The 22632-nt window shown below is 62.7% G+C and carries 23 protein-coding genes; 11 read left to right on the top strand and 12 right to left on the bottom strand.

Annotation, left to right across the window (positions count from 1 at the left end; translation table 11 throughout):
* Nucleotides 1-76: 76 nt before the first annotated feature.
* From A4A58_RS16175 to A4A58_RS16160, 4 genes are read right to left on the bottom strand one after another with little or no spacing between them, the layout of a single operon-like run.
* Nucleotides 77-1252, bottom strand: coding sequence for an MFS transporter (locus A4A58_RS16175; protein ID WP_068733882.1), 1176 nt, complete (start codon nt 1250-1252; stop codon nt 77-79).
* A 1-nt stretch (nt 1253) separates the two neighbouring features.
* Complete coding sequence (gene arsB / locus A4A58_RS16170) at nt 1254-2285, bottom strand: ACR3 family arsenite efflux transporter (RefSeq protein ID WP_068733880.1); 1032 nt, start codon at nt 2283-2285, stop codon at nt 1254-1256.
* 31 nt (nt 2286-2316) lie between these two features.
* Nucleotides 2317-2769: an arsenate reductase (glutaredoxin) gene (arsC, locus tag A4A58_RS16165; protein ID WP_204378183.1), complete on the bottom strand. Its 453-nt coding sequence runs from the start codon at nt 2767-2769 to the stop codon at nt 2317-2319.
* Nucleotides 2762-3115, bottom strand: coding sequence for an ArsR/SmtB family transcription factor (locus tag A4A58_RS16160; RefSeq protein ID WP_068733876.1), 354 nt, complete (start codon nt 3113-3115; stop codon nt 2762-2764). The genes arsC and A4A58_RS16160 overlap by 8 nt, the downstream gene beginning before the upstream one ends.
* Nucleotides 3116-3157: 42 nt before the next feature.
* On the opposite strand from A4A58_RS16160, the gene A4A58_RS16155 reads away from it, so the two are divergent.
* Complete coding sequence (locus A4A58_RS16155) at nt 3158-3697, top strand: DUF6428 family protein (RefSeq protein ID WP_068733874.1); 540 nt, start codon at nt 3158-3160, stop codon at nt 3695-3697.
* A gap of 39 nt (nt 3698-3736) precedes the next feature.
* Here A4A58_RS16155 and A4A58_RS16150 read toward each other — a convergent pair whose 3' ends face one another.
* Complete coding sequence (locus tag A4A58_RS16150) at nt 3737-4699, bottom strand: LysR substrate-binding domain-containing protein (RefSeq protein WP_068733872.1); 963 nt, start codon at nt 4697-4699, stop codon at nt 3737-3739.
* A gap of 201 nt (nt 4700-4900) precedes the next feature.
* Between A4A58_RS16150 and A4A58_RS16145 the strand changes: the two genes are divergently transcribed.
* From A4A58_RS16145 to A4A58_RS16135, 3 genes are all read left to right on the top strand, one after another.
* Nucleotides 4901-5287: a cupin gene (locus tag A4A58_RS16145; RefSeq protein WP_068733870.1), complete on the top strand. Its 387-nt coding sequence runs from the start codon at nt 4901-4903 to the stop codon at nt 5285-5287.
* A gap of 89 nt (nt 5288-5376) precedes the next feature.
* A complete protein-coding gene (locus A4A58_RS16140; RefSeq protein ID WP_068733868.1) occupies nt 5377-6600 on the top strand; it encodes an FAD-dependent oxidoreductase in 1224 nt (407 codons plus the stop codon).
* The gene (locus A4A58_RS16135; protein WP_158005691.1) at nt 6575-7732 is read left to right on the top strand and encodes a Bug family tripartite tricarboxylate transporter substrate binding protein; all 1158 of its coding nucleotides are present in this window, start codon (nt 6575-6577) and stop codon (nt 7730-7732) included. The genes A4A58_RS16140 and A4A58_RS16135 overlap by 26 nt, the downstream gene beginning before the upstream one ends.
* A gap of 177 nt (nt 7733-7909) precedes the next feature.
* Here the strand turns inward: A4A58_RS16135 and A4A58_RS16130 are convergent, their stop codons facing one another.
* The 5 genes from A4A58_RS16130 to A4A58_RS16110 are packed head-to-tail and all read right to left on the bottom strand — an operon-like array spanning nt 7910 to nt 12348.
* Entirely contained in the window at nt 7910-8845 is a 936-nt protein-coding gene (locus A4A58_RS16130) for an arginase family protein (protein WP_081421898.1), read from the bottom strand.
* Nucleotides 8842-10101, bottom strand: a complete 1260-nt coding sequence (locus A4A58_RS16125) for a M20/M25/M40 family metallo-hydrolase (RefSeq protein ID WP_068733864.1) — start codon at nt 10099-10101, stop codon at nt 8842-8844. Before A4A58_RS16125 ends, A4A58_RS16130 begins: the two co-directional genes overlap by 4 nt.
* Complete coding sequence (locus tag A4A58_RS16120) at nt 10088-10753, bottom strand: amino acid ABC transporter permease (RefSeq protein WP_068733862.1); 666 nt, start codon at nt 10751-10753, stop codon at nt 10088-10090. Before A4A58_RS16120 ends, A4A58_RS16125 begins: the two co-directional genes overlap by 14 nt.
* A 9-nt stretch (nt 10754-10762) precedes the next feature.
* Nucleotides 10763-11560, bottom strand: a complete 798-nt coding sequence (locus tag A4A58_RS16115) for an ABC transporter substrate-binding protein (protein WP_086937066.1) — start codon at nt 11558-11560, stop codon at nt 10763-10765.
* A 5-nt stretch (nt 11561-11565) separates the two neighbouring features.
* Entirely contained in the window at nt 11566-12348 is a 783-nt protein-coding gene (locus A4A58_RS16110) for an amino acid ABC transporter ATP-binding protein (RefSeq protein WP_068733858.1), read from the bottom strand.
* 130 nt (nt 12349-12478) lie between these two features.
* Between A4A58_RS16110 and A4A58_RS16105 the strand changes: the two genes are divergently transcribed.
* On the top strand, nt 12479-13387 hold the full coding sequence (locus A4A58_RS16105; RefSeq protein ID WP_081421897.1) for a LysR family transcriptional regulator: 909 nt from the start codon (nt 12479-12481) through the stop codon (nt 13385-13387).
* A gap of 482 nt (nt 13388-13869) precedes the next feature.
* On the opposite strand, the gene A4A58_RS16100 is transcribed toward A4A58_RS16105, so the two are convergent.
* Nucleotides 13870-16104 carry a putative bifunctional diguanylate cyclase/phosphodiesterase gene (locus tag A4A58_RS16100; protein ID WP_068733856.1) on the bottom strand — a complete coding sequence of 745 codons (2235 nt, stop codon included), beginning with the start codon at nt 16102-16104 and terminating at the stop codon, nt 13870-13872.
* Nucleotides 16105-16482: 378 nt separating this feature from the next.
* Between A4A58_RS16100 and mepA the strand changes: the two genes are divergently transcribed.
* From mepA to modC, 6 genes are all read left to right on the top strand, one after another.
* The gene (gene mepA, locus A4A58_RS16095) at nt 16483-17418 is read left to right on the top strand and encodes a penicillin-insensitive murein endopeptidase (protein WP_068733854.1); all 936 of its coding nucleotides are present in this window, start codon (nt 16483-16485) and stop codon (nt 17416-17418) included.
* Between the two features lie 150 nt (nt 17419-17568).
* Nucleotides 17569-17778: a TOBE domain-containing protein gene (locus A4A58_RS16090; RefSeq protein ID WP_068733852.1), complete on the top strand. Its 210-nt coding sequence runs from the start codon at nt 17569-17571 to the stop codon at nt 17776-17778.
* Nucleotides 17779-17780: 2 nt separating this feature from the next.
* Nucleotides 17781-18278 carry a hypothetical protein gene (locus A4A58_RS16085; protein WP_068733850.1) on the top strand — a complete coding sequence of 166 codons (498 nt, stop codon included), beginning with the start codon at nt 17781-17783 and terminating at the stop codon, nt 18276-18278.
* 192 nt (nt 18279-18470) lie between these two features.
* On the top strand, nt 18471-19256 hold the full coding sequence (modA, locus tag A4A58_RS16080) for a molybdate ABC transporter substrate-binding protein (RefSeq protein WP_068733911.1): 786 nt from the start codon (nt 18471-18473) through the stop codon (nt 19254-19256).
* A 3-nt stretch (nt 19257-19259) separates the two neighbouring features.
* Entirely contained in the window at nt 19260-19955 is a 696-nt protein-coding gene (gene modB, locus A4A58_RS16075; RefSeq protein WP_068733848.1) for a molybdate ABC transporter permease subunit, read from the top strand.
* A gap of 2 nt (nt 19956-19957) precedes the next feature.
* On the top strand, nt 19958-20638 hold the full coding sequence (gene modC, locus A4A58_RS16070; RefSeq protein ID WP_068733910.1) for a molybdenum ABC transporter ATP-binding protein: 681 nt from the start codon (nt 19958-19960) through the stop codon (nt 20636-20638).
* 5 nt (nt 20639-20643) lie between these two features.
* Here modC and A4A58_RS16065 read toward each other — a convergent pair whose 3' ends face one another.
* The gene (locus tag A4A58_RS16065; RefSeq protein WP_068733846.1) at nt 20644-22440 is read right to left on the bottom strand and encodes a potassium/proton antiporter; all 1797 of its coding nucleotides are present in this window, start codon (nt 22438-22440) and stop codon (nt 20644-20646) included.
* Nucleotides 22441-22632 lie beyond the last annotated feature (192 nt).

Below are 22632 nucleotides of genomic sequence, written 5' to 3'. Positions count from 1 at the left end.
TCAGCAACAACGGCCGTCACCCGGCCTGGCGCGCAATTGCACGCCTGGCTGGGCGACACGTTAGTTTTCATCGCATTCAGACGATGGCACTCGTTGCCGGCTTCGCCGCCGGCGTCCTTAACCAAAACAGCGCCAGGAACGCGAGCGACGTCAGCCCGCCTGTGATCGCCAGCGCGACGCGCGGGCCACCGTGATCCAGCACAAGGCCGAACAGCAGCGGCGCTGCACCCTGCAGGATGCGCGCCGGCGCGGCCAGCCAGCCGGTTCGCATGCCGTATCCGACGGCGCCAAACATAGCCAGCGGAAGCGTTCCGCGCGCGATCGTGAACAGGCCATTGCCGGCACCGTGCAGAAGAGCGAATGGAAGCGCGACGGGCGCTCCGAACAGGATCAGCAATCCGGCGCCGACGGGATGCAGGCCCGCGGCCAGGCGTGCGGATATCATGGCCGACGCATGTCGTAGCAGACCGAATTCCCCGATCCGGGCTGCGACTTGCGCAGGCCCCATCAAAGCCCCGGCGAGCACGGCCTGCGCCGGGGTGGCCCCGAGCGCTTCCAGCAGGCGCGGCATGTGCGCGGCAAAGGCGGTGGTGACAAACCAGGTCGCACCGAAGACGCCCGCCAGAACGATCATCGCCCATGGAATGCCTGATGTGGGGACGGCAGGCTCATCCAGATGCGCATGCGGCGGCGCCTTCGGAACGAGAAAGCGGTTGAGCGGCAGACCGATGACGATGTGCAACGCGGCCCATGCGAAGCAGGCGCCGCGCCAGCCGAAGGCATCGATCATCGCGGCACTGAGCGGCCAGCCGATGGTGCTCGCAAAACCGGCGAACAGGGTGATGCCGGTGATCGCACTTCGGGCCTGTCGTCCCCACAATCCCGCAACCGTCGCAAACGCAGCCTCATACAGGCCGAAACCCATGCCGGCGCCGATGACCAGCCAGGCCAGGGCCAGCGTGATCGGCCCCGTTGCAACCGCAAGCAAGGCCAGCCCCGCCGCAAACATCAGATTGGTGGCGACAAGCACGTCCCGGCCACCGCTGCGGTCGATCATGCGGCCGGCGAGCGGGCCGAGCAAACCCGACACCAGCAGCGCCACGGAGAACATGGCGAAGAACCACGTCCTGGACAGATGCAGGTCTTCGCAAATGGGATCCGCGAATACGGCCGGAACATAGTAGCTGGAAGCCCATGCCAGTGTCTGCGTCGTACCGAGCGCGGATACGACTTGCCAACGAACGACTGCCACCTCAGTTCACAGCTCCCCGCTCGTACCAGTCCCGCGTCGCCTTCACGATGTGAACCACGGAGAGCATCACCGGCACCTCGATCAGAACGCCGACGACCGTTGCCAGTGCGGCGCCCGATTGAAAGCCGAACAGCGCGATGGCCGCGGCGACTGCCAGCTCGAAGAAGTTCGATGCACCAATAAGCGCGGAAGGACCGGCCACGCACCAGGCGACACCGAGGCGCCGGTTGAGCCAGTAGGCGAGACCGGCATTGAAATAGACCTGGATCAGGATCGGGACGGCAAGCAGCGCAATGACCATCGGCTGCCGTGTAATCTGCTCGCCCTGCAGGCCGAACAACAGCACCAGGGTCAGCAGGAGCGCGACGAGTGATACTGGACCGAGCAGCGACAGCGCTTGCGATAGCGCCGCCTCGCCTCCCCTCGCCAGCAATGCGCGCCGCCAGAGCTGCGCGATTGCCACGGGCACGATGATGTAGAGCAGGACGGACAACAGCAACGTGCCCCAAGGCACGATGATGGATGATAGTCCGAGCAGAAGGCCGACGATCGGAGCGAAGGCGACCACCATGATGGTGTCGTTGAGCGCGACCTGTCCAAGCGTGAAGTTCGGCTCGCCGTCCACCAGATTCGACCAGACGAAGACCATGGCCGTGCAGGGCGCAGCGGCAAGCAGAATCAGACCGGCCGTATAGCTATCGATCTGGTCCGCGGGCAGATACGGCCTGAACAGATGGCCGATGAACAGCCAGGCGAGCAGCGCCATCGAGAACGGCTTCACCAGCCAGTTGATTCCGACGGTCGCGGCAATGCCGCGCCAGTGTGCGCCAACGTGACCGAGCGCTCCGAGGTCCACCTTGAGCAGCATGGGAATGATCATCAGCCAGACGAGAACAGCCACCGGCAGATTGACCTGTGCAATCTCCGCCGCGCCGAGCGCATGGAAAGCGGCCGGCATCCATCGGCCCAGCAGAATGCCGACGACAATGCAGAGACCGACCCAGATCGTGAGATAGCGTTCGAACAAACCCATGACCGGAGCAGAAACCGGCCTGCCGATGGCCTCACTGGTCATGACGTTGTCCTGCGATCCGCTGGCCGCTCGCATCCACGACCCGGTCGCCATCCTCTTTCGAGAACGCTCCAAGCTGCGGAGTGGGTATGATATCCAGGACCGCTTCGGATGGCCGGCAGAGTCTTACGCCCAGCGCCGAGACCACGATCGGGCGGTTCATCAGAACCGGATGGGCTTCAATGGCGTCGAGCAACTGCGCGTCGGTCAGGCTGGTGTCGGAGAGGCCCAGCTCGGCATAGGGCGTTCCCTTCTCACGCAGGACCTCGCGCACCGACATGCCGGCGCGCGCGAGCAATTGAACCAGCATGCCCCGCGACGGCGGTGTCTTCAGATACTCGATGATATGCGGCTCGATGCCGGCATTGCGGATCATCGCCAGCGTGTTGCGCGAGGTGCCGCAATCCGGGTTGTGATAGATGATGACGTCGACGCTATCAGGCACGTGACAGCTCCTTGCCATCCGACGTGCATGCGGACGCCGTGGCCGGCATACAGATGTCCGGATGGCCCGCGCAGCAATCCCGCATCAGGAACTGGATGAGGCCCGACAGCGCGTCGTAATCGGCCGTGTAGACGATCGAACGGGCCTCCCGCTTCGCGCTGGCAAGGCCGGCTTGGGTCAATTCCTTCAGATGGAAGGACACATTCGAGGCCGACACGCCTGCAGCCTCCGCGACGGCGCCGGCCGGCATCCCGGCGGGACCGGCCTGCACGAGCAGCCGCACGATGCGAAGCCGTGTCTCCTGGGACAGCGCTGCGAAAGCTGACAGGGCTTGACGTTCTTCCATATTTCAATAATCCTAAAAGTATCAAATCATGGAGTAACATCGATGCTGGACCTTGCCAAGCCGGAAATTCCGCCTTCGCCACAGATCACCACCGACGACATCAGCATCGGGGCACTCCTCGCCGCCTGCGACGCGGCACCGGCATTGCCTTTGGTGTTCGCCTATGGCGGTCACAGCATTCGGCCGGGCTATCACGTCACCGAAGTCAAGGCGGGCGCCTTTTCCGCGCTTGATTGCGGCGGCAATCCCGAAGCGTGGGCGGAGATCTTCGTGCAGTTGTGGGACATCGTCGAAGGCGACCGGACCCATATGACCGCCGGAAAGTTCGCGGCCATCATCCGAAAAGTCTCCGACCATGTCGCCCTCGATGCCAATGCGCGGCTGACCTTCGAAGTGAGCGATGGCGTCGCGCCGATGCAACTACACTGCGCGGATACACTGCGCTTGGAGGGTGACAATCTCACGGTGGCGCTTGCCCCACGTCCGGCGAGTTGCAAGCCACGCGACCGCTGGCTGGAGGCGCAGAACAAAACCAGTGCATGCTGCGCGCCGGTATCGTCCAAGAACGCGTGCTGCCCGTAGACGTCGCCGGTTCAGATCGGAGGCCTTGTTACTGGGCTCTCAATGATCGCTACGTCGGTCCGCGGGACGACCTGTCTCTTTTGGCAAAGCTCCTGGCGAAGAACCCGGCTGCGCTGACGCTTTTGCTTGCGACAGCAACCATGCACGGAATGCCTGTAACAGAGGATTCCCGGCTTTCTCCTCCGGACAGGCGAAATAGTACGAGCCGACGCTTTTCAGCGTCAGGCTCGACAACACCTTCAATTTGCCCGACCTGAGTTGATCGGAGATCAGGAATTCGGGAAGCAGGGCGACGCCAAGACCGGAGCTTGCCGCGCTTATCAAAGTGGACTGGATATCGAAGCGCGGCCCGCGGATCACATTCGTGCCACCAAGCTCCGCAGCATCGAACCAGCGACGCCATGCATCGGGGCGTGTGACCAGATGCAGAAGCCGCAGCTCGGCGACCTCGCTCGGCGGCAATTCGCCGCGCCTGCCGATCAGCGTCGGCGATCCGACCGGCAGAAGAACTTCGTCGAACAGATGGTCTGCCTGCGTGCCGGGCCAGTCCGGCTGGCCGAAGTAGAGGGCACCATCGAGCGCGGTCTCGCTGAAGAAGAAGCGCGTGTTGCGCGCACTCACATTGATGGCGACGCCGGGATGACGCGCATAGAAATCCGGCAGGCGCGGAATGAGCCATTGGGCGCCGACGGTGGGCAGCGCCGCAACGTCCAGAACCATGCCGTCGGCCTCGTAACCCATGATCTCGAGCGCATCGCGCTCGATCCGCTCGATCGTCTGTGCCACGCGGGTACTGTAGGCCGCGCCTGCTCGCGTCAACGTGATGCGTTTCTTGATCCGATGAAACAGTTTCACGCCGAGCTGCGTCTCCAGCTGCGTAATCTGTCGCGACACCGCGCTTTCGGTCAGCGCGAGTTCGCTGGCGGCGCGCGTGACGCTGAGGTGCTTGGCAGCCGCGCTGAACGCCATCAGCGCGCCGAGGCTCGGTATTCTGCGGCGCATAGTTCATTCCAAAAACGCAAGATGTCCGCAGATTAAATTGTTTGCACGCCTAAGCACAAGGCAACAATCTGCCGGCGGATGACAAAAGTCATGGTGGATAGCGACCTTTGGGTCGCGCCCCGGCAACGGTCTCAAGACATGCAGACTGCAGCGCGGTGCCCCGCACAGGTGCTTCGGTCATCAACTTCAAGGAGCACATCAGTGGCCGTCAACAAATTGCATGACGAATTCCACACGCTCGACATGGAGAGCGGCTGGCAATTGCCCGAGGGCTACGATCCCGCGTCGGGCGCGCTGGAGAAAATTCTGTCCGGATCGCTCGATACCGCGAACAAACGCGGCAGCCGGACGCGATTGCTGAAGTTCCCTCCGGGTCTCTTCACCACACAGCAGATCGTTCACGACCACTGGGAAGAAGTCTTTCTCGTCTCCGGCGACCTGATCGTTGGCAACGACGAGAACGGGCAAGGCGGCACGCCGTTCGCCGGCTACACCTACGCCGTCAGACCGCCAGGCGCGTGGCATGGTCCGTTCAAATCCGAGGGCGGCTGCCTGCTTCTCGAAATGCACTACTACGATCCCGCCTGAGAGCCACAGAGACGATGACGGCAGCCTCTTTCGAGCGGCTGCCGATCGGAGCCAATGCTCCCTGAAATCCCGCAAGAGGTCTTGATAGAATGAGTAATGCGAAGCTTCCCGTCATCATCGCTGGTGCGGGGCCGGTCGGCATGGTGGCTGCCGCAGATCTGGTGCGACAGAACATTCCAGTTCTGGTGCTCGAGAAGAACGACGCGCTGAGCAGCGAGTCGCGCGCATCGACGTTCCATCCGCCCACATTGGACATGCTCGACGATCTCGGTTTCGCCAACACGCTGATTGCACAGGGACTGAAGGCACCGACGGTCCAGTACAGCTCGTCCGAGGACGGTGTGCTCGGCACATTCGATTTCGCGGCGATCTCCGATCTGGTGCGGCACCCGTTCCGCCTGCAGGCCGAACAGTTCAAGCTCACGCGCATCATTCTCGACGCCCTGTCGGGCAATCCATTGTTCTCGATCGCGTTCGGCAGCGAGGTCAAATCGGTCGAACAGACCAGCGATACCGTCAAGGTGGTGGTCACGGCCAATGGCCACGACACGACGCATGAATGCGCGTGGCTGATCGGCGCCGATGGCGCGAACAGCATCGTTCGCCGCAGCCAGGACATGGAATTCGAGGGCTTCACTTGGCCCGAGCGCTTCCTGGTGATGACGACACCGGTCGATTTCACCGCGCTTCGGCCGGGCGTCTCGTCGGTCAGCTATGTCGCCGATCCCGAACGCTGGTACTTCCTTCTGCGTATCCTCGGCGCATGGCGCGTAATGATGCCGGTGGCCGCGGAAACATCAGATGAGGAAGCACTGTCCGAAGCCTATGTGACGGCGTCGATCCGGCGGATCGTTCCCGCAGAACTGGACGCCCCCATCCTCCACACGACGCTCTATCGTGTGCACCAGCGCGTCGCCGCGAATTTCCAGAAAGGCCGCACGTTTCTGGCCGGTGACGCCGCCCATATCAACAATCCGCTCGGCGGCATGGGCATGAATGGCGGCATTCATGATGCATTGAACCTGACGGCGAAGCTGGGTCCGGTCATCAACGGTACGGCCGATGAAAGCATTCTCGCCGATTACGACCTGCAGCGCCGCACGGTCACGATGCAGGCCATTCAGGGCGACACCATCCGCAACAAGAAAAACCTCGAAGCGAAAGACGAAGCCGATCGCGCGCGTTTCCGCGACGACATTCGCGCAGCAGCCGCCGATTCGGAAAAGGGACGACAGCTTTTGCGCCGGATCGCGATGCTCGACTCGCTCGAGCGGGCCGGTGCGTTGCATGTCGCTGAGCACCACCCGGGGTGATCAGCAACTCTCTCTGAGACGATGTCGACGGCAACCGGTCACTCGGCTGGATAAGAACCGCGGCAGTGGAAGCGCCAGTAAGCCTGGAGGAGCCAACACCATGGTTCCCAAGATGTCATGCAGGAGTTTCAGAATGCCAAGCAAGGATTTACGGATGAAGTGGACGACGTTTCTTTTGGCGGCGCTGGTAGCACCTGTCGCCTTGGGCGTGCCCGGCGCGGCAGCGGCCGGCTTTCCGGAAAAAATGATCACAATCGTGGTCCCTTATCCGGCTGGAAGCACGGCGGACGCGATTCCACGACTGGTGGCTCCGCTGATGTCGAAGTCGCTCGGCGTCACCGTGATCATCGAGAACCGTGGCGGCGCCAACGGCTCGATCGGGGCGGCTCGCGTCGCCGCTTCGCCGGCGGATGGCTATACGATTCTGCTCGCGACGACCGGCATGATGGCCATCAATCAATGGATCTATGAAAAGCCCGCCTATAATCCCGAAAAGGATTTCGCGCCGATCACCAATGGTGCTTCGACGCCGAACATCCTGGTCGTCAATCCATCGGTCAAGGCAAACTCGCTGAAAGAACTGGTAGCGCTGGCCAAGGCCGAGCCGGGCAAGCTGACATTTGCGTCAGCCGGCATCGGCAGCACGAGCCATCTGTGCGGCGAGACGCTGAAGGTGCTCGAAGGCGTCGATGCCGTCCACATCCCGTATCAAGGCGCAGCTCCGGCACTTCAGGATGTCATCGGCGGTCAGGTGTCCATGATGTGCGACAACCTGTCGAATACGGTCCAGCAGGTGCAAAGTGGAGCATTAAGGCCCATCGTCGTGACCGCGCCTGAAGCAAGCAAGCAGTTGCCCAATGTGCCGACGTCACCGCAGGCAGGCTATCCCGATCTCCTCGCAGGCAACTGGTACGGTTTTGTCGCTCCATCGGCGACCCCCAAGGACGTGATCGAGAAGCTCAACACATCGATCGTGGAGGCGTTACGAGATTCAACTGTTTCGGCTCGCCTGGAAGGCCTTGGTTTGACGGTGATTGCGGACAAGCCCGATCAGTTCGGAGCGGTTATCGCCAAGGATTCTGCGCGGATGGAAAACATCGTGAAGCGCTCGAAAGCGAAGATTTCCAACTAGGGAATCTTCCGCATACGGGACGATCCGGGCCATGCTCAGACTTTAGTCCTAGATCGGTGTATTGCCGCTGAAGCCTGTTCGGTGGCAGCAGCGGCCCGGCTTTCGGGCGCCCTAGTGCCACGGCGGCCATGGATCGTTCGCCTTCCTGGGCGATAGCAGCTTGTGGGGGGCGAAGTTTCAATCGGGCAAGAGCCCCAGATTGGCCGCCAGCAGTACGAGCGCTTCCATGATCATATGGGAGCACAGTTGCGCGGCCATCCCGTTGACGTCCTGTGGCGGACTGACCGTGTTGAAGTCCATCGCGACAATGTTCAGGCCTGACAGGCTGCGCAACAGTTCGATTCCTTCGCGGGCCGTGAGACCGCCCCACGCCGGCGTGCAGACGCCCGGGGCTACGGAGGGATCGAACACGTCCATGTCCCAGCACAGATAGACTGGCCGGCCGGCGACCGTGTCGCTGAATTCCGCAACAGTCTGCGCGAAGCCGCGTCGCAACAGGTCCTCGATGGTGATGACGCGAAAGCCGAGCCCGCGCGTGTGTTCCAGCACGCCCGAGCAATAGGTGAAGCCGCGAACGCCGATGTGCCAGGACGACGAGGCATCCACCAGGCCTTCCTGCGCCGCATTGGTGAACTGTGTCGCTGCGTTGTAGCGATCGTCCGGCGTATAGGGATAGGCGTCGGTATGGCTGTCGATATGCAGCGCGACCAGACCCTTGTGCTTTCGCGCTGCGGCCCGCATCAGCGGCAGCGAGACCGAGCCATCGCCGCCGATGCCGATGGGTACCGCGCCGGTCTTGACAATGCGCGCGGCAGCCGCCTCGATCCGCACGAACGCGTCGTCGATGCGACCGGGCACCAGCGCGACGTCGCCGGCATCGACCGCGCCGAGCAGCGACAACACGTCGACATCGGCGAGCGAAGGATGATAGCGGCGAATGAGCCGCGACTCGCGGCGCACTTCCAGTGGCCCCTGCCGCGCACCGACCCGGAACGGATGCGTGCCGCAATCGAACGGCACGCCAAGAATCGCCGCGCGGCATCCTGGCTGCGGCAGGCCCGCGGGCAAGCCCATGAAAGTCTCCGGACCGACGAACTGTGCCGCGTCACTCATCTGCTGCTCGCTTGTTTCGTGAGAAAATCAAAGGCCGTCAGCGCGTGAACGCGCGAGACGATGCCCAGTTCGGATATCTCGGCATATTCGTCGGGCGCGCCCATATTGTAGGGCGTCGGGCCATAGACCACCGTGGGGATGCCCGCCATCCGGAACCAGCGCGAATCCGAGCCACCGACGCGCATGTTCACCGCGGGCGCTGTTCCCATGACATCGCGCGCGGCTACCGCGCAGCGACGAATGAGCTCGTCGTCGGGGCTGGTGTAGTTCGGCTCGAAGCAGCGCAAGACGCGCCAGGTGACGCCGGGGAGATCGAGCCCGTGTCTCAGCCTGGCGAGAACGGCCTCGGCCGTGACGCCTACCGGCAGGCGAATATCGATCGCCGCATGCGCGGTGGACGGCACCAGGTTGGGCGACGTACCACCCGACACGATGCCGATATTGACGGTCACCGCCGACAGCACGTCGGCTTCACCGGCGCCACATAGCGGCTCCGAGATCGCCTTCGCACCGGTGATCGCGTAACGGACCTGATCGGGCATGTTAACCGGCAGGTCACGCAGCGCGCTGACCCGATCCAGCGCGACGCGCAAGCGATCCAGCGCATTCGCTCCGAGATGCACATGTGCGCCGTGCGCCGCCTTGCCCTCGACTGATATCTCGATCCAGATGAAGCCCTTCTCGCCGAAGCGCGCCACCATCGGCGATCCGGCGTCGCCGATGATCGTTGCGTCGCCTGTTGCGTGCGGGACCTGATCGAGCAGCAGCTTGGTCCCGAGCGAACCCATGGACTCTTCGTCGCCGGCCAGCGTCAGCACGGCTTCGCCGTTCCAGTGCGCACGCTGCTCGGCGAGTGCCGCCATGGCGGCGATGGATGCGGCGATGCCTCCTTTCATATCGGCGGCGCCGCGGCCATAGAGGCGGCCGTCCCGCGCCTCGCCGGCCGGATTGACCGACCACTGCGCCGGCGTGCCGACCGGATAGGTGTCGAGATGGCCGTTGAACACGATACGCCGGCCGGGACCGGCGCCGCGGATGCGGGCGACCACATTGACGATGTCGGCCGAGCCGGGATGGAGTTCGATCTCCACGCCGGGCACATGCGCCTTGATGAGGTCGGCGGCGAGCGCTGCGACCGCGCGCGTATCGCCATCGGGATTCGGCGACGGCGTGGCAATCAGCGGCAGCGCCAGATCAATCACCTGATCGACCCGGTCGCGCGCCACTTCCTGGCGCGCCGTATCAACGTTTGGCAAGGCGCGCCTCCCAGATGCGGATCGAATGGGTCAGCGGCCAGCAGATCACGAAATAGATCAGCCCGATGAAGGTGAAGATCTCCAGCGGACGGAAGGTCGATGACGACAGCTCCATGCCGCGCCGCGTCACTTCACTGACCGAGATCACGGAAGCCAGCGAGGAATACTTGATGAGCTGCACGAAGTTTGCCGCCAGCGGCGGCAGCACGCTGCGAATGGCCTGTGGCCCGACGATTCGCACGAAGCTTTGCAGCGGCGTGAGACCGAGAACCTGCGCAGCCTCGCGATGGCCGACAGGAACGGTCGCGATACCGGCCCGGAAGACCTCGGAGATGAACACTGCAGAATACAGCGAAAGGCCGAGGATCGACGCAGACAACGCGTCGATCTGGATGTTGAACACGATCGGCAGCACGTAATAGACCCAGAGCAATTGCACCAGGATGGGTGTGTTGCGGATGATCTCACCCACGGTCAGAGCCGCGATCCGCGCAATGCGAAACCGCGACATCTGCATGAGTGCGATCACCAGCCCGAGCACGGTTGCCACAATCAGCGTGACAACCGACAGGAAAAGGGTCATCTCGATGCCGTCGGCGAGAAAACCAAAATTCCTCGGGATGACGTCCCAGCGAAAGCTGTAGCTCTGCATTGGATGGCCTTATGGCGCGACGATCGGGCCGAGCTTGTTCTTCTCGGCGGCGGCCTTCAGCCGTCCATCGAGCTTGATGTTCTGGACGAACAGATTCATGTAGTTCAGCCAGATCTGGTCGCCCTGGTTCATCACATAGGCATAGGGCGTGACAGACAGCGGCTCCGGCGGCGCCAGGGTCATCGACCAGTCGAACTGGGCATTCATCTTCGTGGAGGCCGGGTAATCGGTGGCGATGGCATCGACGCGATGCGCCATCAACTCGGCCTGCGTGGTGTTCGGCGGCGCGATGGCGACCAGCTTGGCGTTCTTCAGATAGCCGCGCATGAACGGCTCGATATAGCTGCCGAGCGGCACCGCGATATTGACGCCGGGCTTGTCGAGATCGGCCCAGGTCTTCACCTTGCCGTCCTTGTAGGCCACGACATAAACGCCGCTGATCAGATAGGGCTGGGTGAAGGCGACGGCCTGGGCGCGTTTCATTGTCGCGCCGACGCCGAACATGCCGAGGTCGCATTTGTTGGCCTGCAGATCGGCGATGAAGGTACTGAACGAGGTCTCGACATATTCAAGCTTGGCGCCGAGATCCTTGGCGAGTTCTTCCGACAGGTCGATATCGATGCCTTCGAGCTTGCCGGTATCGGGATTGCGCAGCGAGATCGCATAGTAATTCGGCCAGATGCAGACCCTGAGCTTGCCGCTCTTGGTGATCTCGTAGAGATGCGACTGCAGTTGCTGGGCGCCGGCCTGATAGGCCGTCAACGACGTGACAGCCAATGCAGCGACAAGTGTCAGAAGCTTTTTCATGGTCATCAATCCTCAAAATGCGTCAGGAAACGCCTGGCTCGTTCAGTGGTCGGGTTCTCGAAGAAAAGCGATGGATTTCCCTGCTCGACGATGACGCCTTCGTCCATGAAGACGACACGGCTAGCGACACGGCGCGCAAAGCCCATTTCATGCGTGACGACCAGCATCGTCATGCCTTCGAGCGCCAGCGTGCGCATCACCTGCAGCACTTCGCGGCGCAGTTCCGGATCGAGCGCGGAGGTCGGCTCATCGAACAGTAGAATCTTGGGCTGCATGGCCAGCGCCCGGGCGATCGCGACGCGCTGTTGCTGTCCACCGGACAACCGGGCCGGATAGCTATCGCGCTTCGCTGCCAGGCCGACTTTTTCCAGTAGAGCTTCCGCGATGGCGATGGCCTCGTCACGGCCAAGGCCGCGCACCCGCATCGGCGCCTCGATGATGTTCTGCAGCACCGTCATATGCGGCCACAGATTGAACTGCTGGAACACCATCCCGATTTCAGGCCGCACCTTCTTGGCGGAGGCGCGCACGCTGGATGACGGCTCCGCTTGCGCCACCGTCATGCCATCCATCAGGATGCGTCCGTCGGAAGGAGCCTCCAGCAATGCCATGCAGCGCAACAGCGTCGTCTTGCCCGAGCCGCTGGGCCCGATGATGCAGGTCGATTCTCCCGAGCCCAAGGCCAGGTCCACGCCGCGCAAGACGGTGTTGGCACCGAATTGCTTCACTACCGCCTCGGCAACCAGCAACGGCTCGGCCCCTGCAATTGGCGAACTGATTTCATTCATGTCGGCGGCACTCCAAACAATGACGCCAATACATAAGCAAATCTGATGCCAAATAGGAATTTTACGCGCCGCGACGCCTTTATCGTTATTTTTACCGTCAATTTCAGCAAATAATGTATAGGTAAAGATTATGGATTTGAGGCTTATCGAGATTTTCAACGCGGTCATGCAGCATCGGTCAGTCACCGAGGCCGCGCGCACGCTCGGCGTCTCGCAGCCGGCCGTCAGCGCAGCGCTTAAGCGCCTGGAGCAGAATGTCGGCTTCGTGCTGTTTCGGCGCGAAAGCCGACACATCGTGCCAACAGTCGAAGCCCAACTGCTGCACCAAGAAGCCCTTCATGCCCTTGCAGGATTTGCCGAATTGGAGGATGCGGCTGCGGGCATCTCCGCCGGCCAGCGCGGCGTCCTGACGGTCGCGAGCAGCCCTGGCCCCGGCATCGTCTGGCTCCCGGAAATCATCAGCCGCTTCCGACGGGACCGCCCCGACACCAAAATCAGATTGCTCACCCGCAGCTCGGACAATGTCCGCAGTCTGGTGTCATCGCGGGCCTTCGACGTCGGCATTGCCGAACCGCCGTTCGACCGGACGAACACGGTGCTGAAGCGCTACCGCTTCGCGTTGCAATGTGTGTTGCCCGCGACCCACGCACTGACTGCCCATGAAACACTCACCCCCGACCTGCTCGAGGGGAGCGACCTCATCATTACCTCGGGGAGCCGAACGTCTTACGCGGCAATTTCGCGCGCCTTCGAGGCCAGCAATACGCCGTTTCACCCCGCCATCGAATGCGAGTTCTTTGCCATTGCACTCAATCTCGTCATCGCGGGTGCCGGCATCTGCCTGGTGGATGCCCTCAGCATTTCCGACACGCTGAGACGGATCGGCGATACCAGCGCGCTGGTCATCCGGCCCTTTTCGCCGTCAGTTTTCTACGAAGTGGGCCTGCTGAAGCCTAATCTCGGTGAACTCAGCGTGCTTGCCAAACAGTTCGCGAAACTGCTCGATGACTACACGGCGCCACACGTTGCCCAATCCTGAATGAGACTACAGCCACCTTTCACGCCGGCTGCGGATTAAGGTCCGCTTTACGCCGCGAAGGGGCATTCGCGTGGCCTAAAGGCCGGCGACTTGGATCGCTCTGCTGCAGGGCCCCTTGGCATAATTGACTTTAATCCTAGATCGGTGTATTGTCGCTGAAGCCTGATCGGTTGCTGCGTGCTCATGACACACAGCATCGATCAGACTGCAGCGGTGACCCGGTCATCCGGGCAGCTGCTGGTGGAGCGCCGGGAGGCGCAGCGTTCGCTCGGCGGGCTTCGCACCCCCACCGATGTCGTAACGCGTGCGTCTTCCCTGCGGGACTCGCAATCCCGCCGGTGCTGACGTGCGGGCCGGCCCTCGCAAGGCCAGCCTCAAGGGGTCTCGCAAGCCCCTGGCGCCTCCCGGCGCTCCATTCTCGCAATGGGAAACGGGATGAAGGGTCGTCCGCGCCCTCGCCGAAGCGGAGATCGGCGCGTGCCTTATGCGACCTGCGCGCGGACGGACAGTTCCGCGTCCGGCGCAGCAATCGCCTGAGCGCGCAGCAGCTCGATGATCTCCTCGTTCGGTCGCGCGCGGCTGAACAGGAAGCCCTGCCCTTCATGGCAGCCTTCGCTGCGCAGGCAGGCGAGTTCGGATTCGGTCTCGACGCCTTCGGCGGTGATGGTGACACCGAGGCCCATGCCGAGGCTGATGATCGAACGCACGATCGCCTGCGCATCGCGATTGGAGCCGAGATCGCGCACGAAGGACTGATCGATCTTGATCTTGTCGAACGGAAAGCTCCTGAGATAGCTCAGCGACGAATAGCCGGTGCCAAAATCGTCCATCGATATGCGCACGCCGAGTGCGCGCAGCGCGTGCAGGGTCGCCAGCACCTGATTGCTCTTTTCCAGTAGCAGCGTCTCGGTGATCTCCAGTTCAAGCCGCCGTGGCGGCAATCCGGAATGCTTCAGCGCATCCATCACCACCGAGAGCAGATTGCCAACGCGGAACTGCAGCGGCGACAGATTGACTGCGACGCGCACTTCATCGGGCCAGCGCGCAGCCTCGTTGCAGGCGCGGCGCAGGATCTGCGTGCCGAGCGCATTAATCAGGCCGGTGTCTTCCGCAACGGGGATGAAATCCGCCGGCGAAATCATGCCGCGCTCCGCATGCGGCCAGCGCACCAGCGCCTCGCAGCCGGTGATGCGGCCGGTCTTGAGATCGATCAGCGGCTGGTAGAATGGCCGGAGCTGATCGTCCTGAATGGCGGAGCGCAGATCGATTTCGATCTTGCGGCGCGCCTGCGCGCGGGCATCCATGCCGGACTCGAAGAAGCTGAAGGTGCCGCGCGAGTCGTTCTTGGCCCGCGACAGTGCCATATCGGCGTTCTTGAGCAACCGCTCGGATTCGTCGCCGTCGCTCGGCGCCATCGCGATGCCGATGCTGGCGCCGATGACCACCGAATGACCGTCGAGCAGATAGGTCTCACCGACCGCGTCGAGCAGCCGGCGCGCCAGCAACACGACATCCTCGGGACGGTTGATGCCGGTCTGGATGATGGCGAATTCGTCGGAGTTCAGTCGCGCCAGTGCGTCTTCCTCGCGCAACGACGACCGCAACCGCCGCGCCACGCCGCGCAGCAGCTTGTCGCCGATACCGTGGCCGAGCGTATCGTTGACGCCCTTGAAGTTGTCGAGGCCGAGAAACAGCACCGCAACCTTCTCGCCGGTGCGCCGCGTATGTGCGAGGACCTCGTCGAGACGCTGACGCAGCAGGTTGCGATTCGGCAGGCCGGTGAGACCATCATGATGCGACATGAAAGCCAGCCGCATCTCGGCACGCTTGCGCTCCGTGATATCCATCAGCGCCAGCATCACGGCTGGCTCCTCGTTGTAAACAAGGTGCCGCGAATAGATCGCCAGATCGATCAGCGAGCCGTCGGCCTTGACGTGTTTCCAGGTCCGTGCGGCCTGCTCGTCATTGGCATGATCGCCGACCCAGGGCGGGGCGGCGTCGAAGGCCTGCAACTGGCGGATGGTGAGCTTCTCGAATTCCGGACGCGTGTAACCGTAATGTTCGATTGCAGCGTCGTTGACGCTGAGGATGCGTTCGTCATCAAGCGCACAGACGATCATCGGCACCGGATTGCTCTCGAACAGCAGGCGGAACGACGCCTCGCGCTGCTTCAGCTCGGTGATGTCGACACGCAGACCGACGACGCCGCCATCTTCAGTGAGCCGCTCTTCGATCAGGATAACGCGGCCATCGGCCAGAACCTGCTCGTGGCGCTCGCCGGGATGGAACAGCTTGGCGACGCGCTCCGATATCCATTCGTCCTCGCGCCCGATGGCTTCAGGATAATCGCCGCGCTCGACACCGACGCGAATCGTGTCCTGCAGACGCGCACCCGGCACGAACTGATCCGAGCTGCGATTGTAGATTTCCGCGTACTTTTTGTTCCAGAGGATGTAGCGCCCGTCGGAATCGAGAAACACGATGCCTTGCGGCAGGATGTCGATCGCCTCACGCAGACGCTCATGGGATTTGCGGGCTTCCGCGATCGCCGCCTCGGCTTGGGCACGCTGTCGCACGATCTCGCGGATGGGACCGCTGACGAGACCCTTCTTTGGCGCCAATTTCGGAGCAGCCGCAATCGCCCGGCTCGGCCGGGTGATCCGAGACGCTAGTCCGGCTTTCACTTTCTTTTTCGCTTCGGGCCGGAACTTCGGCATCAATGATCCACTCGCAACGCGCGTATGACAATCTGTGCAAGAAGTGTCTGAAAAAACGGTATCAATGCCCGTTCGGCAGCAACGATTACCGTCTGCACTGCGTGCCTGTACACATCCAGTGCCTTCACAACAGGCAAAAGCTGTCGGCGTATGATTGCCCATCTCTAGATATCAGCGGGTCACGCGCGATCATCCCCGCCAAGTGAGAGACGCAAGCGGCTCGAAACGCTGATAAAACGACTGAGCCGGTGGCAACGGGAGGACCGGCAAACCCAGACGCAAAAAAAAGCGCCAGCGTCAGACGTGGTTACCCGCACGTTAAAATCATGCGTACCGCAGGTCACTCACCTCGTCGACAGCTTCAGCTATAGTCGCAGCATGAGCCTTCGCCTGATTCTCAGCCTCATATCCCTGCCGGCCGTCATCGCTTCAACGTCGCTGGCGTTGGCGCAAACCAAAGGCAGCGTCGATCTGAAACCGCTGCCGCCGCTGGCCAATCCGAACGACCCGGCCATCGGCGCCAAGGAACTGTTTGGCCGCAAGGTGCTGCCGACGAAATCGTCGGTGCGCGTGGTCGGCTTCTACGCCAAGGGCTGCATCGCAGGCGCCGAAGCGCTGCCGATCAACGGGCCGACCTGGCAGGTGATGCGGCTATCGCGCAATCGCAACTGGGCGCATCCGCAACTGGTCGAGCTGCTGGAGCGGCTATCGGTCAAGGCCAGCAAGAATGCGGGCTGGCCAGGCATCCTGGTCGGCGACATGTCTCAGCCCCGCGGCGGGCCGATGATCACAGGCCATGCCAGCCATCAGGTCGGGCTTGATGCCGATATCTGGCTGACGCCGATGCCGAACCGCCAACTCTCGCGCAACGAGCGTGAGGAGATGTCAGCGGTGATGATGGTGCGGCACGACCGGCTCGACATCGATCCGACCACCTGGACGCCGACCCATCTGCCGGTGATCCGCGCCGCGGCGCTGGAGCCCAGCGTAGAACGCATCTTCGTCAACGCCGCCATCAAGAAGGCGCTGTGCCGCGAGGCCAAGGGCGACCGGAGCTGGCTGTCGAAGGTGCGGCCGATGTACGGCCACGACTATCACTTCCACGTCCGCATCAAATGCCCGGTGGGCAGCACCGAATGCGAAGCCCAGCCGCCGCCGGTTGAGTCCGAAGGCTGCAGCGCCGGCGATCTCGCTTACTGGTTCAGCGATGCCGTGCTGCACCCGAAGCCGCCGCCGATTCCGCCCAAGCCGAAGCCTCCGATGACGCTCGCAGAAATGCCGGCTGCGTGCCGGCAGGTTCTGACGGCACCGTGATCGGCCGACTGGCTATCGCATTGTCGTGAAACCGGGTTAGAACACGCCATCGTTGTGCCGTAAGCCGACGATCGACACGGGAGCATCTCCCGAACTCCTCCCATATCAGCCGCGGCTGTCAGCTGCCCGGCCCAATCGACGAGATCCAACATGCGCATCAGTGCACGCAACCAGATCAAGGGTACTGTCCTCGAAGTCACGAAGGGCGCGACCACCTCCCATGTCCGCGTCGACATCGGCGGCGGCCAGATCGTGACGTCGTCGATCACCAACGAAGCCGTAGACGATCTGGCGCTCAAGGCCGGCGGCAAATGCATCGTCGTGGTGAAGGCCTCCGACGTCATGATCGCGGTGGATTGATCATGGTTGCGCGTCTGATTGTCGCGCTCACGCTGCTTGGTTCGGCGCCCGCATGGGCGGCCGAGCCCAGCGGCTGTGACAAGTTCAAATGGCCGATCGACAAGGAGCGCGCCGCACTGACAGCGCAAGATCGCCTCAAGATTGCCTCTGGCGCCGACCTCGCAATTCCCGCTGCAGCGACCCTCGATCTGAAGACACCCGCTGAGGCGAAGCTGCCGACATCGCCAGAGCGAAAGCCGAAAGACGGCACATTTGCAGGCTTTACGCGCTTCCAGAAGGCGCCCAAGGCCGGCACCTACACCGTCAGCCTGTCGAGCTACGGCTGGGTTGACCTGGTGCAGGATGGTGAGATCCTGAAACCGATGGAATTCAGCGGCGCGACCGACTGCGCCGGCATCCGCAAGACCATGAAGTACGACCTCGCGGCAGGTCCGTTCGTGATCCAGGTCAGCGGCGTGACTGAAAACACCATCAGCTTGGCCGTGCTGCCGTCCGAGTGACGGCAGCCTTAGAGGCCTCCGCGCCCAAGGGCCTTTACCCCCTTGGCCAGCCTGATATTATTCCCTAGCGATATCCCTGCGGACCGTAAGTCCTCGGGATTGCCGGAACGGCGCTTCCGCCTGTCGCATGTCCCACCCAACCAACGCCTGAGTTGCGCGCACTTTGCGCTGCGCTCACGCATGGAGCGCCACATGAACCGTTTTGCCGGACTTTTCGCTGCGTTCTCGATCCTGCTCGGATCGACCTTCACGCCTGCCCATGCGCAGGACAAAGCCCTCACCGTGTTCGCCGCAGCGTCGATGAAGAACGCCCTCGACGAGCTCGATGCCGCCTACACTGCCAAGACCGGCGTGAAGATCACCGCCAGCTATGCTGCAAGCTCGGCGCTCGCCAAGCAGATCGAACAAGGCGCGCCGGCCGACATTTTTGTCTCGGCCGACACCGACTGGATGGACTACGCCATCGGCAAAAAGAACATCAACACGGCGACGCGCACCGACCTGCTCGGCAACAGCATCGTGCTGATCGCCGCCAAGGACGCCAAGCTCGACAACGTCACCATCGGTCAAGGCTTCGATCTCGCCAAGCTCGCCGGCGACGGCAAGATCGCCACCGGCGATGTGAAGTCGGTCCCGGTCGGCAAATACGCAAAGGCCGCGCTTGAGAAGCTCGGCAGCTGGACCGCTGCCGAGTCGAAATTCGCCATGGCCGAGAGCGTACGCGCTGCGCTGACGCTGGTGTCGCGCGGTGAAGCTCCGCTTGGCATCGTCTATGCGACCGATGCCAAGATCGATCCGGGCGTGAAGGTCATCGGCACCTTCCCATCGGACTCGCACCCGGCGATCATCTATCCGGTCGCGGCGACCACCACCGCGAAAACCGAAGCTGCCGACTATCTGGCCTTCCTGAGGTCATCGGCCGCAAAGACGGTTCTCGAGAAGTACGGCTTCACGTTCCTGGTCAAGCCGACGTCCTGACACGTGTCCGACATCTCCCCTGAAGAATGGACGGCGATCCTGCTTTCAGTCAGGGTCGCCGTGATCGCGACATTGATCTCGACGCCGATTGGAATCGGCGTCGCCTGGCTGCTCGCGCGGCGTGACTTCTGGGGTAAGCCGATCATCGACGCCATAATCTATCTGCCGCTGGTGCTGCCGCCCGTCGTCACGGGCTATCTGCTGCTGCTGCTGCTCGGCAAACGCGGCCTTCTCGGCGCCTGGCTCGCCGAACATCTCGGCATCGTCTTCGCCTTTCGCTGGACGGGTGCCGCGCTCGCATGCGGCGTGATGTCGTTCCCTCTACTGGTGCGGCCGATCCGGCTCTCGATTGAAGCGGTTGACCGGCGGCTCGAACAGGCGTCGAGCACGCTCGGCGCATCGCCCTGGAAGGTGTTTGCGACCGTGACCTTGCCGCTGGCGCTGCCCGGCGTCCTGGCCGGCATGGTGCTCGGCTTCGCCAAGGCCATCGGCGAATTCGGCGCCACCATTACTTTCGTCTCAAACATTCCCGGCGAGACCCAGACGATTTCCTCCGCAATCTACTCGTTGATCCAGACGCCCGACGGTGACGCGGCAGCCTCACGTCTGGTGATGATCTCCATCGGCATCGCCGTACTGGCGCTTATCGCTTCGGAATGGTTCGCGCGCCGCGCGACGCAACGGCTGCACGGAAACTGATCGTGTTGCGCGTGGATGTGTTCAAACAACTCGGTGAATTTTCAGTCGACGTCGCCTTCACCAGCGAAGGCCGCGTCACCGGCCTGTTCGGCTCCTCAGGTGCGGGCAAGACCTCGCTGGTCAGCATGATCGCGGGTCTTGTGCAGCCGGATCGCGGCATCATCGCTGTGGATAGTGACGTGCTCTATGACGGCAGCGCGCGCATCCACGTCCCGCCGCATCGTCGCCGCATCGGCTACGTGTTTCAGGACGCGCGACTGTTTCCGCATCTGAGCGTCGCGCAGAATCTCGATTACGGTCGCCGAATGAACCGCCTGACACGCGATCCCGCTGAGGAAACGCGCATTACGGAGATGCTTGATATCGGACATCTGCTCGATCGTCGTCCCGGCGGCCTCTCGGGCGGTGAACGCCAGCGCGTAGCGCTGGGACGTGCGCTGCTATCGCAACCGCGGCTGCTGCTGCTCGACGAACCGATGGGGGCGCTCGACGAGGAGCGGAAGGCGGAGATCCTGCCCTACCTCAAGCGGCTGCGCGATGCAGGCGATGTGCCGATGGTCTTCGTCAGTCACGATGCCGACGAAATGCGGCAACTGGCGACGCAGGTCGTGATGCTGAAGCGTGGCCGTGTCGCGGCCTTCGGTGGCACCGAGATCCTCCCGCGTATCATCCCGGCAGCCTGAGCTAATCAGGCGCCGGACAGCGTGGTCCAGCCTCGCTTCAGTTTCCCCTTGAGGGCTTGCCTGCGTGTCAGCTTCGGCGGCGCGGGATCTTCATCTTCGGGCAAACGCAGACCAACCACATTGACACGCCCGCCGCCGAGGCTGCGCGCGACGAGATCGATGCTGTCGATCGGCAAGGCGGCACCAACAGTCGGTGCATGATCGAGGTGGATGTCGAAATAATCGGCCAGCGTCAGCGATGCCTGGGCTGGATCGACAGCGATACCGTAAATCGCCGCGAGGTCGCCGAGAGTGATTTCACCCGACACCATGAAGTCGCCGAGCAGATGCGGATCCGGCGCTGTACTCGGCGGCATGTCGACAAAGAAGCGATCCAGCGCCTCGGCCTTTTCCGGCGGCGCCAGCAGATAGATGTAATCGCCAGCCGTAACAGGCTCGGCCTCCGCCGGCGTCAGGATGCGCTCATCGCGAATGACCAGCGTCGGCTTCGACCACGACGGAATGAGGTTGCGTTTCAGGTAGAGGCTCTTCGGGCGCACGGCATAGCCGACCAGTTGCTGTTCGAGCTGACCTGGCAGATCGAGTTCGATACGGCGCGGCCCCCTGTCGGTGCGCGGCAGAGCGACATGCAGCTTCCGGGCGGCAAAAGCCAGCGTCCATCCCTGAAACAACAGCGAGATGATCACGACCACGAAAGCAACGTCGAAATACAGCGACGCCTTGGGCAGACCGACCAGCATCGGAATCGAGGCGAGGAAGATTGCGACGGCACCGCGCAGGCCGACCCACGAAACGAACATCTTTTCGCGCCAGTTGAAGCGGAAGGGCTGCAAACACAGGAAGACCGCGACCGGGCGCGCCACGAACATCAGAACCAGGGCAACACCGACCGCCGGAATGATGCTGCCCACCAGCCGCTCCGGCGACACCAGAAGACCGAGCATGACGAACATCACGATCTGCGCCAGCCACGTCGCAGCGTCGAGGAACGTCACCACGGAATTGTGCGCCCGCGTCGGACGATTGCCGATGATGATGCCGGCAAGATAGACCGCCAGAAAGCCCGAGGCGTGAGCGATCTGAGCCAGCCCGAAGATCACCAAAGCCGCGGTGCAGACGAAGGGCGCATGCAGCCCCTGCGGCAGCGCCACGCGATTCATGGCCAGGACAACCAGTCGGCCACCGACGACGCCGATCAGGGTGCCCAGCACGGCTTCCTGAATAAACTCCATTGCCACATGACCGGCGGAGGCGTCCCCCAGCGACAGAAGCTTGACCAGCGTCAGGGTCAGAAAGACCGCGAACGGATCGTTCGTTCCAGACTCAACTTCAAGCGTCGCGCCAACCCTCGGCCTGAGGCGCAGGCCTTGCGCGTGGACCAGCAGAAAAACAGCCGCCGCGTCGGTGGAAGCCACCACCGCGCCGGTCAGCAGCGCCTGGGTCCAGTTCAGGTCGAGGGCATATTTGGCGACCGGCGCCGTGATCAACGCCGTCAACAACACGCCAATCGTGGCCAGCACCATCGACGGGGCCAGCACCGCGCGAATGGCCTGAAATCGTGTCTTCAAGCCACCGTCGAACAGGATCAGCGCGAGTGCAACCGAGCCGACCACGTAGGTTGTATGGACATCGTCAAACCGCAGTCCGCCGGGGCCCGCTTCGCCGGCCACCATGCCGATAAACAGGAAGAACAGCAGCAAGGGCGCGCCGAAGCGAAGCGCAAGCAGGCTGGACAGGATGCCGGCCATGACCAGAACTGCGCCGAGAAGGATGGCAATGCTGACGGAATCAAGTGACGCCATGAGGCTCCGAGGCCGGAAATACTTGTAAATCCATGCTTATCGTCGTCATCCCGAGACGCCAAACGTTTTCTGCGTGATACCTATTTGCAGGTATATTTCTCGGGAATTGCTCAAGGCGGAAGCTCCGCTCGATGGCGCCAACGTGGTGCTTGTGTGAATCTCTGCCCATCCGAATCAAATGCACCGTCCAGC

The sequence above is a fragment of the Tardiphaga robiniae genome (genome assembly GCF_001618955.1).
Lineage (GTDB): Bacteria > Pseudomonadota > Alphaproteobacteria > Rhizobiales > Xanthobacteraceae > Tardiphaga > Tardiphaga robiniae_A.
Note: the sequence above shows the minus strand (reverse complement) of the source record. Positions and strands in the feature narration are given on the sequence as shown.

What these genes read in the sequence shown, in the direction of transcription:
- A4A58_RS16110 (WP_068733858.1), bottom strand. Translation starts at nt 12,348, where the DNA reads ATGAATGAAATCAGTTCGCCAATTGCAGGGGCCGAGCCGTTGCTGGTT.
- A4A58_RS16105 (WP_081421897.1), top strand. Translation starts at nt 12,479, where the DNA reads ATGGATTTGAGGCTTATCGAGATTTTCAACGCGGTCATGCAGCATCGG.
- A4A58_RS16085 (WP_068733850.1), top strand. Translation starts at nt 17,781, where the DNA reads ATGGTTGCGCGTCTGATTGTCGCGCTCACGCTGCTTGGTTCGGCGCCC.
- A4A58_RS16100 (WP_068733856.1), bottom strand. Translation starts at nt 16,104, where the DNA reads ATGCCGAAGTTCCGGCCCGAAGCGAAAAAGAAAGTGAAAGCCGGACTA.
- arsB (WP_068733880.1), bottom strand. Translation starts at nt 2,285, where the DNA reads ATGGGTTTGTTCGAACGCTATCTCACGATCTGGGTCGGTCTCTGCATT.
- A4A58_RS16065 (WP_068733846.1), bottom strand. Translation starts at nt 22,440, where the DNA reads ATGGCGTCACTTGATTCCGTCAGCATTGCCATCCTTCTCGGCGCAGTT.
- A4A58_RS16140 (WP_068733868.1), top strand. Translation starts at nt 5,377, where the DNA reads ATGAGTAATGCGAAGCTTCCCGTCATCATCGCTGGTGCGGGGCCGGTC.
- A4A58_RS16120 (WP_068733862.1), bottom strand. Translation starts at nt 10,753, where the DNA reads ATGCAGAGCTACAGCTTTCGCTGGGACGTCATCCCGAGGAATTTTGGT.
- A4A58_RS16155 (WP_068733874.1), top strand. Translation starts at nt 3,158, where the DNA reads ATGCTGGACCTTGCCAAGCCGGAAATTCCGCCTTCGCCACAGATCACC.
- modA (WP_068733911.1), top strand. Translation starts at nt 18,471, where the DNA reads ATGAACCGTTTTGCCGGACTTTTCGCTGCGTTCTCGATCCTGCTCGGA.
- A4A58_RS16135 (WP_158005691.1), top strand. Translation starts at nt 6,575, where the DNA reads ATGTCGCTGAGCACCACCCGGGGTGATCAGCAACTCTCTCTGAGACGA.
- A4A58_RS16150 (WP_068733872.1), bottom strand. Translation starts at nt 4,699, where the DNA reads ATGCGCCGCAGAATACCGAGCCTCGGCGCGCTGATGGCGTTCAGCGCG.
- A4A58_RS16090 (WP_068733852.1), top strand. Translation starts at nt 17,569, where the DNA reads ATGCGCATCAGTGCACGCAACCAGATCAAGGGTACTGTCCTCGAAGTC.
- A4A58_RS16130 (WP_081421898.1), bottom strand. Translation starts at nt 8,845, where the DNA reads ATGAGTGACGCGGCACAGTTCGTCGGTCCGGAGACTTTCATGGGCTTG.
- mepA (WP_068733854.1), top strand. Translation starts at nt 16,483, where the DNA reads ATGAGCCTTCGCCTGATTCTCAGCCTCATATCCCTGCCGGCCGTCATC.
- A4A58_RS16115 (WP_086937066.1), bottom strand. Translation starts at nt 11,560, where the DNA reads ATGAAAAAGCTTCTGACACTTGTCGCTGCATTGGCTGTCACGTCGTTG.
- A4A58_RS16160 (WP_068733876.1), bottom strand. Translation starts at nt 3,115, where the DNA reads ATGGAAGAACGTCAAGCCCTGTCAGCTTTCGCAGCGCTGTCCCAGGAG.